Source organism: Nonomuraea monospora, assembly GCF_039531895.1.
Lineage (GTDB): Bacteria > Actinomycetota > Actinomycetes > Streptosporangiales > Streptosporangiaceae > Nonomuraea > Nonomuraea monospora.
The window spans coordinates 169,939-182,055 of sequence record NZ_BAAAQX010000003.1; the positions used below are offsets into that span (position 1 = coordinate 169,939).

A 12,117-nucleotide genomic window follows, 5' to 3' on the forward strand; every position below is an offset into this window, starting at 1 on the left:
ATGGAGACTGATATGCGAGCCTTGGCCAGGGTCCAGGAGTGGTACGGCCCGCACTCGAGCACCGCCGCGGAATGGCCGGCGGATGCCTTAATGATGGCCAAGGGAGAAACCACGGTAAGCGTGGTCCTTCCCGCACGTGACGAGGAGAGCACGGTCGGCGGCATCGTCGCCGCCATCCGCCGCGACCTCGTCGAACGCACACCGCTCGTCGACGAGATCCTCGTCGTCGACTCCAACTCGACCGACGCCACCGCCCAGCGGGCCCGCGACGCGGGCGCCCGCGTGGTGGCGCAGCGTGAGGTGCTGCCGCACCTGCCTCCGCTCACCGGCAAGGGGGAGGCCCTGTGGAAAGGGCTTGCCGCCTCCAAGGGGGACATCGTCGTCTACATCGACGCCGACCTGCGCAGCTTCGGCCCGCACTACGTGTCGGGCCTGATCGGGCCGCTGCTGGTCGACGCCGACATCCATTTCGTCAAAGCCACCTACGAACGGCCCTACATCGGCTCCGACGGCGTCGCCCAGCAGGGCGGCGGCGGGCGCGTGACCGAGCTGGTGGCCAGGCCGCTGATCAATATGTTCTGGCCGGAGCTGGCCGGCTTCGCCCAGCCGCTCGGCGGCGAGTACGCCGCCCGGCGCGAGGTGCTCGAACGCGTTCCCTTCGCCACCGAGTACGGCGTCGAGTTCGGCCTCCTCGTGGACCTGCTCCAGCTCGTCGGGCTGGACGCGATGGCCCAGGTGGACCTGGGACACCGCACGCACACACACCAGTCGATCCCCGCGCTCGGCCGCATGGCCGGGCAGATCATGCTCACCGCCTGGTCCCGCCTCGAACGGCAGGGCCGCGTGCTCGCGTCGGAACCCCCGGCGCACACACTCCTGCAGTTCGGGCTCGAAGGGCAGGCAGACCTGGTGGACGTGGCCGTGGCGGAGCGACCCCCGCTCGCCTCCCTCGTCCTTGAGGAGGACGTGGCATGAAAGTCCTGGTGAATGCGGGGCCGTGGCTCTCGGTTCCGCCCCCCGGCTACGGGGGGATCGAGAACGTGGTGGCCACGCTCGTGCCCGCCCTGCGCTCGCGCGGGGTGCAGGTCGTGCTGGCCTCCGTCGGCTCCAGCACCCTTGAGGTGGACGAGCTGATCAGCGCGTACGACGAGGAGCAGTTCACCGAGCTGCAGAAGCCGTACAACCAGGTCATGGGCATCACCCACGCCCACCTGGCCCGCGTGGTGTCCGAGCTGCGCGGACGCGACGACATCGACCTCGTGCACGACCACGTCGAGGTGGTCGGCCCGGCGACGCTCTCCGCGTTCGGCGGCCCGCCCGTCCTGCACACCCTGCACTGGGACCTGCACAAGCATCCCGCCTTCTACGGCGCGTTCCCGCCGTCGATCGCGGTCAACGGCGTCTCGGAGTCGCAGATCAACCGCGCCCCCGACGCCCTGCGCGCCGCCTCGCTCGGCGCCGTCCACCTGGCCACCCCGCTCGCCGACCGCGACCTGCGCGTGGAGCGGGGCGAGCACCTGATGGTGATGGGACGCATCTGCGGGCTCAAGGGCCAGCACGTGGCGGCCAGGATCTGCCAGAAACTCGGCCTCCCGCTGATCCTGGCCGGCCCGGTCAGCGGCCGGAACACCGCCGCCGAGCTGGACGTCGTCACCCAGAACCCCTACCACCCGCTGCACAGCCACCCGGACGTGCGCTACCACCTCGACCAGGTCTCCCGCTACCTCGACGGCGACCTCGTCCGGTGGGTCGGCGCGGTGGGCGGCGACGAGCGGGACGAGCTGTACGCCTCGGCCCGCGCCGCCCTCTTCCCCATCCAGTGGGACGAACCGGGCGGCACGGCCGTCGTCGAGGCCATGGCGCTCGGCGTCCCGCCGGTGGGCCTGCGGCGGGGCTGCCTGCCCGAGCTCATCGACCACGGCCGCACCGGCTTCCTCGCCGACACCGAGGAAGAACTGGCGGAGTGGGTGCTCCGGGTCGACGAGCTGGACCCGGAGGAATGCCGCCGGGAGGCCCGCCGCCGCTTCTCGCCGTCGGTGATGGCGGACCAGTACCTGGAGCTGTACGAGAAGGTCATCTCAGGTCGATGACACCGCCTCAGCCGGGCGGATCTTGAGGGCCAGCCGGGCGGGGACAGCGGTGGAGACCAGAGCCAGGACGGCCGCCACGGCGATCACCAGCAGGTACGCCGCCGGCGGCACGTACGGCACCGCCGAACCCGTCATCCCCGCCCCGAACGCCGCCAGCGTCACCAGCGCCACCGCCGTGCCCACCACCACCGACGTCAGCACGGCGGACAGCGTCTCCACGCGCAGCATGCGCAGGACCTGACGGCGGGTGGCGCCCGCCAGGCGCAGCACGGCCAGCTCCCTGGCCCGGCCCGAGGTGGCCATGGCCAGGGTGTTGACCACGGCGATGGCGGTGAACGCGATGATCAGGCCCAGCGCCACCAACGCGACCTGCGGGTCGGCTGAGCCCGCCGTGGCCGTCGCGGCGGTCGCGCCCGGCAGGGCGACCCCGGGCGCCGAGACCAGCAGGGTACCCGCCGGGTCGTCCACGTGGCCGCGGACCAGCTCGTACGGCAGTGTCACGGCGCCGAAGCCCAGGCCGCGCGAGTAGACGGCGGCCACCTTCAGCGTGGCGGGGGTGCCGTCGCCCAGCGTCAGCCTGGCCCGGTCGCCCGGCCGCAGATCCAGATGGGCCGCCGCGGTGCTGCTGATCGCCACCGAGCCGGGGCCGAAGCCGTCCATCGTGCCGGACACGACGCCCAGGTCCAGGGTGCGCGGGTCGTAGGTGACGGCCTGCGCCGGATACTTGTCCAGGCCGAAACGGACCGACGTGCGCAGCACCGGCGTGACCGCCTGGACGCCGGGCACCTTGCTGATCTCCTCGGCGGAGGCGCCGGGCAGCACGTGGTCGGCGCGGGTGCCCGCGGCGGCCTGCTCCTGGGCGGCTGCTCCCATCGTGGTTTGGGTGAACAGGATCGTGCAGGTCATCGCCACCATGAGGGTCAGCGGCGACAACACCGACGCCAGCGCCTTGGGGGTGGCGCGCAGGCTCCTGGCGGCCAGGAAACCGCTCGCCCCGGCCGTCCGCGACGGCAGCCAACCGGACGCGGCGACCGGGGCTTTGGCGATCAGCGGGCTCAGGACCGTGACGGCGACCTTCGCGACCAGCGGGCCCAGCACCGTGACGGCGATCTTTGCGACCAGCGGGCCCAGCACCGTGACGGCGATCGTCCACAGCAGCGCCGTCAGCATCGTCACCGGCGTGGCCGCGGCCTCCGTGTCCAGCCCCGACAGCACCAGCGTGAGCGCCACGCCGCCGGCCAGCAGCACCGGCCCGGCCATCAGCCGCCAGCGGGGCAGCCGCCCGTCGTCGATCGCGGCCTCACCCAGCGCCTCCACCGGACGGATCCGCGCCAGCCGGCGGGCGGAGACGCGGGCCGCCGCCCAGGCCGCGGCGACGGTGGCCAGCAGCGCGGCCAGCGGCGGGAACGGGCTGACGACCAGCGGCAGGTTCGCCGGGGTCGCGCCCAGCGCCACGAACGCCGCGTGCAGCCCCAGCCCCAGCCCGACGCCCGCCGCCGCACCCGGCACCCCGGCCAGCACGCCCACCACCAGCGCCTGGCCGCCGACCAGCTTGCGGACCTGCCGCGGCGTCGCCGCCACGGCCCGCAGCAGGGCCAGCTCGCGCTGGCGCTGCTGGATCGACAGCGCGAACGTGCCCACCACGACCAGGATCGCCACGATCAGCGACGTCCCGGCCAGCGCGCCGCCCATGCTGATCAGCTTCACCCTGGCCGCCTCCGCGTCCAGGAACTCCAGCCTGCCGCGCTCGTCCCCGGTGTAGAGCACCGCCCCCTGCGGGGCCCGCGCGAGGGCGGGGTGGACGCCGACGGCGCTGACCATGCCGGGGTGCCCCGCCAGCCGGCGGGCCTGCGCGGTGCTGAAGAAGACGGTGTCCTGGCTGGGCAGGGCCTGCGCGGTGACGCCTGTCACGCGGTACCCGCGCAGCCGCGCGCCCACCTCCAGCCCGGCGCGGGCGTCCACCACGATCTCGTCGGCGCCGCGCGGCTCGCGGCCCCGCGCGATCGTGAACGGGGTCAGCCCGGCCGACTCCCAGCCGTGCCCCGTGTACGTGCCGAACGGGAACGTCACCTCGGGCACCACCTTCGACACGCCTGGCGTGCGCCGCAGCGTCTCGACCACCTTCTCCGGCAGCCAGGCCCGCTCGGCCAGCGGCTTGGCCTTCGTCTTCGTCTCGCCGTCGCCCTTGTCGACGCTCTCGCGGACGTACTGGTCGGCGGCCACGATCACGGGCGCGCCCGCGTACCGCTCGGGGGAGACCGCGCCGCGCAGGCCCGTCTCCAGCAGCATCAGGCACGCGCACACCAGGGCCGCCGCGCACAGCAGCGCCACGAACGCCCCCGCGAACGCGCCCTTGCGGTCCCGCAGCGTCCGCACCGCGAAGCCGATCATCACTGCCACGCTCCCAGCCTGGTCATCCGCTCGGCCACCTTCCCGGGGGTGGGGCCGCTCATCGAGTCCACGATCCGGCCGTCGGCCAGGAACAACACCGTGTCGGCGTACGAGGCGGCCAGCGGGTCGTGCGTCACCATCACCACGGTCTGGCCCAGGCCGTCCACCACCTCGCGCAGCAGCCGCAGCACGTCCCTGGCCGTCATCGTGTCCAGCGCGCCGGTCGGCTCGTCGCCGAACACCACCTCGGGGCCGGTGATCAGCGCCCTGGCGATCGCGACCCGCTGCTGCTGGCCGCCCGAGAGCTGCGCGGGACGGTGCCCGGCGCGGCCCTCCAAGCCCACCCTGCGCAGGATCTCCTCCAGCAGGCCCCGCGGCGCCCTGGCGCCGGCGAGGCGGAGGGGGAGGGTGACGTTCTCGACCACGTCCAGCGCCTGGACCAGGTTGAACGCCTGGAACACGAAGCCGACCCGCTGCCTGCGCAGCTCCGTCAGCGCCGTCTCGCCCATCCCGGTCAGCTCGGTGCCGCCCAGCCGCACCGAGCCGGACGACGGCACGTCCAGGCCCGCCGCGCAGTGCAGGAACGTGCTCTTGCCCGACCCCGACGGGCCCATCACGGCGGTGAACGAGCCGCGCGGGATGCCGACGGAGACCTCGCGCAGGGCCGCGACCGCGCCCTGGCCCTTCCCGTACACCTTGCTCACGGCGTCCAGCCGCACTGCCTCTGTCATGCCGTCAAGCCTGCCGACCAGCTCGTACGCGCCCCAGAGACGCCATCACCCGTCACCCATGACGTCCTCATGATTCGGACACGGGTGGACAATGCTTACGTGATTCGCATCCTTCTGGCCGAAGACCAGGCCGTCATCAGGGGCGCGCTCGCGGCGCTGCTGGGCCTGGAGCCGGACATCGAAGTGGTCGCCGCCGTCGAGTCCGGCGCCGCCGCCGTCGCCTCGGCCGCCGTGGAGCTGCCCGACGTGGCCGTCCTCGACATCGACATGCCCGGCGAGCTGGACGGCCTGGAGGCCGCCGCCCGAATCCACGCGCGCGTGCCCACCTGCCGGACGCTCATGCTCACCGGGCACGCCAAGCCCGCGCACCTGAAGCGGGCCCTGGCGGCTCAGGTGGGCGGGTTCATGCTGAAGACCGCGCCGCCCGAGGACGTGGCGGGCGCGATCCGCGACGTCGCGGCGGGCAAGCGGGTGCTGGACCCGTCGCTGGCGGTCACGGCCTGGGACCTGGCCGACAACCCGCTCACGCCGCGCGAGGCCGACGTGCTGCGGCTGGTGGCCGATGGCCTGGACGCCCCCGACATCGCGGGCCGGCTGCACCTCACGCCGGGCACCGTGCGCAACTACCTGACGGCCATCGTGGCCAAGCTAAACGCGCGCAACCGCACCGACGCGGTCCGTCTCGCCACCGAGGCGGGCTGGATCTAGCGGCGCCGTGGCGTCGAGCACGAACCAGCCCGCGTTCCCGGTGTTTCCTGTGGTGGTGAGGCGTCCGTCCAGGGCCGCCAGGCGGGTGGTCAGGTTGCCCAGCCCGGACGAGCCGCGCCGGGCCTCGGTAGCGCGGGCGCCGTCGTTGCGCACGGTCAGGCGCACCCGGCCGCCCTCGGCGGACGTGCTGATCAGGCAGTGCCTGGCGGTGCTGTGGCGCAGCACGTTCGTGACGGCCTCGCGCAGGACGGCGCTGAGCACGGTCTCCACCTCGGCGGGCAGCGGCGGGTGCGCCAGCTCGGTCGTCACCTCGACGCGGGCCGCGCCCAGCACGGACGCCGCCGACTCGGCCTCGGCGGCGAGCGACAGGTCGAGCTGTTCACCAGAGACCGAGCGCAGGTCGTGCCCGGCGCGTTCGGCCATCTCCAGCACGTCCGCCAGCTCCGCCCGCGCCCGGTCCGGCGGCAGGCGGCGGGCCAGCTCGCACTTGAGCAGGATCGCCGCCAGGTTGTGGCCGAGCAGGTCGTGCAGGTCGCGGGCGGCGCGCAGGCGCTCCGCCACGACGGCCGAGCGGGCCAGGCTCTCCCTGGCCGCCTGCAGCTCCTTCGCCAGCCCGGCCAGGCGCAGCAGGCTGTAGACGACCAGACCGGTGATCAGGTTGCTGGCGGTGACGTTCGCCGCCGCCGGGAACGGGAGGCCGAAGGCCGCGGCGATGGCGGCCGTGACGGCCAGGATCGCGGCGACCAGCGGCCAGGCCGTGCGCGGGCGGAAGGCCAGCAGCACCGGGCCCGCCAGGAAACCGCCCGTGCCCAGCCAGATCGGGCCGAACAGCGGGATCGGCGCGAACGCCAGCACCGCCATCACGCCCAACGCCGCCATGTGGCGGCCCGTCACCGACCTGAGCTGCATCACCACGACGACCGCCAGCAGCGCGAGGGCGGGCAGCAGCAGGTTCGCGGGGATCTGGAGCAGGGCCTTCAGGCTGAAGCCGACCAGCACGGCGGCCAGGAGCAGCACCGACAGGTCGGCCTTCCGGCGCTCCTCCGGCGCGCGTTGCGGGGCGGGCAGCGTCGCCTCCACCGTGTGGCGGCCCTGGTCGGACAGGGCGCCGGTCAGCCTGCCGCCCGCCGCCGCGACCTGGGGGGCCAGGTCGCTCAGCGCGTCGTCCTCGGCGGTGCGGCGGCCGTCGTCCGTGATGCGCAGGGTCACGGTGGACGGCTGCTCCGCCGTCTCCATCCGGCAGTGGGTGGCCGTGCCGCGGCGTACGACGTCCGTGACGGCCTCGCGCAGCACGGACGCCAGCAGCGCCCCCGCCGGGCCCAGCGGCTCGGCGTGCCCGGCGTGGATCTCCACGCTCATCCCGGCGGCGGTCAGCATGGCCTTGGCCGTGGTCAGCTCGGGGGTCAGCGACATCGCCCGGTAACCGGCGGCGGCGGCCCGCGCGTCCGCCAGCGACCGCCGCGCCACGGCGACCACCTCGCCCAGCTTCTCCTCTTCTGGGCGCTGGAGGGCGCGGCGCACCCCGTCCATGATCGTCGCCAGCCCGCGCCCCAGCCCGTCGCTCAGCTCCGCCGCGATCCGCAGCCGCTCCTCGCCCACCGCCGCCGCGGCCAGCGCCTGCCGGGTGGCGTGCAGCTCGTCCACGCGCTCCACCAGCCGGATGAGCCCCGGCACGATCAACGTCATCAGCACCGTGGTGATCGCCAGGTCCAGCGTCGTGCCGACGTCCCCGCCCCGGGCGTACGCGATCACCACCGCGCTGAACACCACCGCGGGGGCCGCCGCCCACAGCCGCGTCACCAGCAGCGACCCCGCCAGGAAGCCCAGCACCACCACCGACGAGCCCGTCCCCAGCGTCACCAGGTAGACGAGCACGGCCTGCGCCGCCAGCAGCCACCACGCCCGGGACCAGAGCGTGTACAGGCACTGCACCACGAACACCAGCACCGCGCCCGGCGCGCCCGCCAGCACGTACACGCTGGACAGCGCGGCCAGCACCGCCACCACGATCACCCGAGCCAGGAACACACCCGCCAGCCTAGGAGAAGCCCCTCAGCGGCACGGCGACCGGGCAGGCCCAGCCTCGGTGGCACAGCGGGACCTAGGAGAAACCCCTCGGCAGCACGGTGACCGGGCAGGCCGAGGCGCGCAGCACCTTCATGGCCAGCTCCCCGAGGAACACCCGGTGCGGCTGCGCGTCCTCGCTCGCCGCGCACACCAGCAGCTCGCCCGGCAGCCACTCCAGGTCGGCCAGCGCCGCCGTCACGTCGTGGCCCTCGGCCACCGCCGACTCCGCCTCGATCCCGGTCTTTTCCCACGCCAGCCGGACCGCGAGTGCCAGGTCGTCCCTGAGCCTGCCCTGGTCCTCGGTGCGCAGGTCGAGGGTGATCAGCCGGAGCGGCACGCCCAGCCGCAGCGCCGCCTGCGCCACCTGCCCGACGGCCGCGTCGCACTGCGGGCGGTGCACGTACGCCAGCGTGAGGCGGCCCGGCTCGACGGGCGGCACGTATCCGGCGGGCGCCAGCATGACCGCCTCCGACGACAGATGCAGCAGGTGGTCGGCGGTCGTGCCGATCGCGATGCGCCCGTGCTGCCCGCCCGACGCCGAGCCGACCACGATCAGGTCGGCCCTGATCCTGCTCGCCAGCACCGACAGGCCGCGCCCGGTGCCCCTGCTCTCGTACGTGATGTACTCGGCCGGCACCGGCCCCAGTTCCTCTGCCGCGTGCGCCAGGTTCGCCTGCGCCTCCACCGCCAGCCCTGGGCTGCCCGGCGGGTAGATCGTGGCGATCGTGAGCTCTCCGCCAGTGACACGGGTGATCGCGGAACCGAGGGCGAGAGCGTCTCTCCCGCCCGGGTCGTTCGTGTATCCGACGATCACGTGCGCTCCGATCACGATTGCCCTCTTACCCGCTCTGAACTGGGAATACGCGGCCTTGATCCGAACGTTGTAAACCTTTGGAGGCGCAAAGAAAGTGAAGATCACCCTTGATACCCGTTTCAACGGGTCCCTCGGCCCCGTCACGCTTCGTGAAGCGGTTCAGCAGCTCCGGGCGCACGACCTCGCGTGCACCGTGGCGGCCGAAGCTCTGGAGCGGAAGGTGTCCGTCTTCTCCGACTGCGTGGAGCGCGGGTTCACGCCGCTGCGCAGCGAGATCATGGCCGCGTACTACGTCGCCGAGCGCGACGCCACGACCGAGGCGTTCGACCGCGGCCTGATCACCCGTGGCGAGCTGGAGACCAAGCAGGCCGCGCTGGTCCGCCAGTTCCTCACTTAAGTAAGGCCATGTTTCGGCCGGATGACCGAGGCATTTGACGCGATCAGTCCGTAAGGTCGTGTCCATTCGTCGTTCACGGATTGGACACGCGTGTACCAGGACATCGTCGGCTTCTCGCTCACCACGCCCGCATGGCTGCACACCTTCGCCGAGGTCGGCACCGATGGCGGGTTATTCCTCTTCGCGGCGCTCTTCCTGGTGGCCGCCGTACGAGCGTGGCGAGGCCCGGCGCGTGACCTGGCCCTGGTGATCGCCGGGCCCGCCGGCATCGTGGGCGCGTACGTGGTGAGCGAGGTCGTCAAGCTCATCGTCCGGGAGGACCGGCCGTGCCGGGGCGGCGTGACGACCATCGCCGCCTGCCCGCCCCTGGACGACTGGTCCTTCCCCAGCAACCACTCCGTCATCGCGGCGGGCGCGGCGGCCACGCTCGTCCTGGCCTGGCGCGGGCTGGCCTGGCTGGTGTTCCCGCTGGCGGTTTTGATGGCGTTCTCGCGGGTGTTCGTGGGGGTGCACTACCCGCACGACGTGGCCGCCGGCTTCCTGCTGGGTGCGGTGCTCGCGCCCTTGTTCACGTTGCTGCTGGTGGGGGCCGTCACGCCTGCGGTACGGCTCGTCCGCGCCCGCTTGACAGGCGGAACCACCCTCGCCCACCCCACCCCCGGAACCACGTTCGCCCACCCCACCTCCGGGACGGCCCCCGGCCACCCCGCGCCCGGAACGGCCTTCGGCGCGAATCCCGCGCCCGGCGGTGCTCGGCCCTTCCCGCAGGCCGCGCAGGCCCCTCAGGCCCCTGCTGCCCCGAACCGGTCGGTCGCCGCGATGAGCCGATCCAATATCCCCGGCTCCGAGTAGGCGTGCCCGGCGTCGTCGACCACGTGGAACTCGGCCTCGGGCCACGCCTTGTGCAGGTCCCAGGCCGTAGCCATGGGCGTACAGGAGTCATAACGCCCCTGCACGATCACCGCCGGAATGTCCCGGATCACGTCCACACCCCGAAGAAGCTGGTCGGCCGGCTCGAACCACCCGCCGTGCCGGAAGTAGTGGTTCTCGATCCGGGCGAAGCAGACGGCCTGCCGGTCCTCGCCGAACTCCGCCACCAGCGCCGGATCGGGCAGCAACGTGACCGTGCCGCCCTCCCACTGCGACCACGCCTTGCCCGCCTCCAGCCGCTCCTTGTCGTCCGCCCCCTCCAGCCTCCTGCCGAACGCGGCGATCAGATCCCCGCGCTCCTCCTCCGGGATCGGCGCCACGTACCGCTCCCACAGGTCGGGGAACAGGTAGGAGGCGCCCTCCTGGTAGAACCAGCGCAGCTCCTGCGGACGCAGCAGGAAGATCCCGCGCAGCACGAGCTCGCTCGTCCTGCCGGGATGCGTCTGCGCGTACGCCAGCGCCAGCGCGCTGCCCCACGACCCGCCGAACATTTGCCACCGCTCGATGCCGAGGTGCTCGCGCAGCTTCTCCATGTCGGCCACCAGGTGCCAGGTGGTGTTGGCGGAGAGGTCGGTGCCGGGGTCGGCGGCGTGCGGCACGCTCCGGCCGCAGTTACGCTGGTCGAACAGGACGATGCGGTAGAGCTCCGGGTTCCACTGGCGGCGGTGCTTGGCGCTGCACCCGCCTCCGGGGCCGCCGTGGATCATGACGGCGGGCTTGCCGTCGGGGTTGCCGCAGACCTCGTAGTAGATCTGGTTGCCGTCACCGACGTCGAGCAGGCCGGTGTCGTACGGTTCGATGGGCGGGTACAGGGTTCTCATACGCCCTGATCCTGCCGCATCCCACGGCCGGACTCGCCTCTGGGGAACGGAGTCACGCACTCCACGCGAATCGGCTGAGGAACGCCTGGTCCCCGGTCGCGTACTCGTTGAACGCCTGCCGGACCTCCGCCAGCTCGGGCACCGTCGCCCGCACCATCGTCCCTTCCTTGTACTCCAGCTCGAACCCCGGCGAGACCTGCAGGAAGTGCCTGCCGAAGTTCACCAGCGCCACGAACGGGTTCTGCGCGGACATCGTCCCCAGCACGTCGTGCACCAGCCCCAGGTCGGGATCGTTGACCACCATCCCGTCCCCGGTGTGCAACTGCATGCCTTCGTACACCCCCAGCGGCGCCACGTTGTGCACCAGGTCGCGCTGAGGGTCGTAACACACCATCCCGTGCGCCCGCGCGACCGTGAACACCTGCGCCGACATCTCGTCCATGGTGTCCAGGTCCATGCTCACCAGCACGTGCCCCGGGTAGAGCGTGACCTCCCCGGGCAACTCCTTGGCCACCTCGGGCTCGACGCCGGCGCCGGGCGGGGTGCGCTTGACCGCCAGGTACGTGGCGCGCGCCTGGTCCCTGCTGATCGGCACCGGCTCGTCCCAGACCATCAACTCAACGCTCATCGGTCCATCTTGACGGACGGGCACCGGCCGCCGCGCGTCACTGCCTGGGTTTTTCCGAATCCGGCACCAGCTCCACCGTGCAGTGCGCGCACCGGCGGGCCTCGGTCGGGATGTCGGACAGGCATTCCGGGCACTGCTTGGTCGCGGCCGTCTTGTCGCGGTCGAGGAGGCTGATCAGCCGGGTCATCGGGGCGACGATCAGCCAGTAGACGATCGCCGAGATGATCAAGAAGGTGATCAGGTGGTTGAGGAAGTCGCCGTACTTGAACTGGCTGCCGTTGATGGTGAAGGAGTACTCGGCGAAGTTCGGCTGCCGGCCGCCGGTGATCGCGCCGATCAGCGGGGTGACCAGGTCGCGCACGAGTGCTTGGACGAGGCCGCTGAACGTGGCGCCGATGATCACGGCGACTGCCAGCTCGACGATGTTGCCACGGAGTAAGAACTGCTTGAAACCGCCCATGGAGTCGGCACATTGCCGCAGACGGCGCTTCGAAACCGCCCGGCGGGCTTGACGTCGGGAGGATGCTGGGTGCGTGGGCC

At 72.6% G+C, this 12,117-nt stretch carries 12 protein-coding genes; 5 read left to right on the top strand and 7 right to left on the bottom strand.

Features of this window, described 5'->3' with window-relative positions; genetic code table 11:
• The first annotated feature begins 12 nt into the window (after positions 1 to 12).
• A complete protein-coding gene (locus ABD331_RS07295) occupies positions 13 to 975 on the top strand; it encodes a glucosyl-3-phosphoglycerate synthase (RefSeq protein WP_344471862.1) in 963 nt (320 codons plus the stop codon).
• Entirely contained in the window at positions 972 to 2,090 is a 1,119-nt protein-coding gene (locus ABD331_RS07300; protein WP_344471864.1) for a glycosyltransferase, read from the top strand. The genes ABD331_RS07295 and ABD331_RS07300 overlap by 4 nt, the downstream gene beginning before the upstream one ends.
• Here ABD331_RS07300 and ABD331_RS07305 read toward each other — a convergent pair.
• Both ABD331_RS07305 and ABD331_RS07310 read right to left on the bottom strand, forming a co-directional pair.
• On the bottom strand, positions 2,079 to 4,481 hold the full coding sequence (locus tag ABD331_RS07305; protein ID WP_344472490.1) for an FtsX-like permease family protein: 2,403 nt from the start codon (positions 4,479 to 4,481) through the stop codon (positions 2,079 to 2,081). The two genes, ABD331_RS07300 and ABD331_RS07305, sit on opposite strands and share 12 nt — an antisense overlap.
• Complete coding sequence (locus tag ABD331_RS07310; protein WP_344471866.1) at positions 4,481 to 5,212, bottom strand: ABC transporter ATP-binding protein; 732 nt, start codon at positions 5,210 to 5,212, stop codon at positions 4,481 to 4,483. Before ABD331_RS07310 ends, ABD331_RS07305 begins: the two co-directional genes overlap by 1 nt.
• 99 nt (positions 5,213 to 5,311) lie before the next feature.
• Here ABD331_RS07310 and ABD331_RS07315 point away from each other — a divergent pair, with 99 nt between their 5' ends.
• On the top strand, positions 5,312 to 5,920 hold the full coding sequence (locus tag ABD331_RS07315; RefSeq protein ID WP_344471868.1) for a response regulator transcription factor: 609 nt from the start codon (positions 5,312 to 5,314) through the stop codon (positions 5,918 to 5,920).
• Here ABD331_RS07315 and ABD331_RS07320 read toward each other — a convergent pair.
• Both ABD331_RS07320 and ABD331_RS07325 read right to left on the bottom strand, forming a co-directional pair.
• Positions 5,861 to 7,948: a sensor histidine kinase gene (locus tag ABD331_RS07320; protein ID WP_344471869.1), complete on the bottom strand. Its 2,088-nt coding sequence runs from the start codon at positions 7,946 to 7,948 to the stop codon at positions 5,861 to 5,863. The genes ABD331_RS07315 and ABD331_RS07320 overlap by 60 nt on opposite strands.
• A gap of 73 nt (positions 7,949 to 8,021) precedes the next feature.
• Positions 8,022 to 8,816, bottom strand: a complete 795-nt coding sequence (locus ABD331_RS07325; RefSeq protein ID WP_344471871.1) for a universal stress protein — start codon at positions 8,814 to 8,816, stop codon at positions 8,022 to 8,024.
• A 79-nt stretch (positions 8,817 to 8,895) separates the two neighbouring features.
• Here ABD331_RS07325 and ABD331_RS07330 point away from each other — a divergent pair, with 79 nt between their 5' ends.
• Positions 8,896 to 9,198 carry a hypothetical protein gene (locus ABD331_RS07330; RefSeq protein ID WP_344471873.1) on the top strand — a complete coding sequence of 101 codons (303 nt, stop codon included), beginning with the start codon at positions 8,896 to 8,898 and terminating at the stop codon, positions 9,196 to 9,198.
• A 90-nt stretch (positions 9,199 to 9,288) separates the two neighbouring features.
• Positions 9,289 to 10,050 (top strand): phosphatase PAP2 family protein, encoded by a 762-nt coding sequence (locus ABD331_RS07335; protein WP_344471875.1) that lies wholly within the window; start codon positions 9,289 to 9,291, stop codon positions 10,048 to 10,050.
• Here ABD331_RS07335 and pip read toward each other — a convergent pair.
• From pip to mscL, 3 genes are read right to left on the bottom strand one after another with little or no spacing between them, the layout of a single operon-like run.
• Entirely contained in the window at positions 9,981 to 10,949 is a 969-nt protein-coding gene (gene pip / locus ABD331_RS07340) for a prolyl aminopeptidase (protein ID WP_344471877.1), read from the bottom strand. The genes ABD331_RS07335 and pip overlap by 70 nt on opposite strands.
• 52 nt (positions 10,950 to 11,001) lie before the next feature.
• Complete coding sequence (locus tag ABD331_RS07345) at positions 11,002 to 11,577, bottom strand: hypothetical protein (protein WP_344471879.1); 576 nt, start codon at positions 11,575 to 11,577, stop codon at positions 11,002 to 11,004.
• A 37-nt stretch (positions 11,578 to 11,614) separates the two neighbouring features.
• Positions 11,615 to 12,037, bottom strand: a complete 423-nt coding sequence (gene mscL / locus ABD331_RS07350; RefSeq protein ID WP_344471881.1) for a large conductance mechanosensitive channel protein MscL — start codon at positions 12,035 to 12,037, stop codon at positions 11,615 to 11,617.
• Positions 12,038 to 12,117 lie beyond the last annotated feature (80 nt).

Excerpts from the sequence above, each read along its gene's own strand:
- ABD331_RS07310 (WP_344471866.1), bottom strand. The coding sequence starts at position 5,212 with ATGACAGAGGCAGTGCGGCTGGACGCCGTGAGCAAGGTGTACGGGAAG.
- ABD331_RS07305 (WP_344472490.1), bottom strand. The coding sequence starts at position 4,481 with ATGATCGGCTTCGCGGTGCGGACGCTGCGGGACCGCAAGGGCGCGTTC.
- mscL (WP_344471881.1), bottom strand. The coding sequence starts at position 12,037 with ATGGGCGGTTTCAAGCAGTTCTTACTCCGTGGCAACATCGTCGAGCTG.
- ABD331_RS07295 (WP_344471862.1), top strand. The coding sequence starts at position 13 with ATGCGAGCCTTGGCCAGGGTCCAGGAGTGGTACGGCCCGCACTCGAGC.
- pip (WP_344471877.1), bottom strand. The coding sequence starts at position 10,949 with ATGAGAACCCTGTACCCGCCCATCGAACCGTACGACACCGGCCTGCTC.
- ABD331_RS07345 (WP_344471879.1), bottom strand. The coding sequence starts at position 11,577 with ATGAGCGTTGAGTTGATGGTCTGGGACGAGCCGGTGCCGATCAGCAGG.
- ABD331_RS07300 (WP_344471864.1), top strand. The coding sequence starts at position 972 with ATGAAAGTCCTGGTGAATGCGGGGCCGTGGCTCTCGGTTCCGCCCCCC.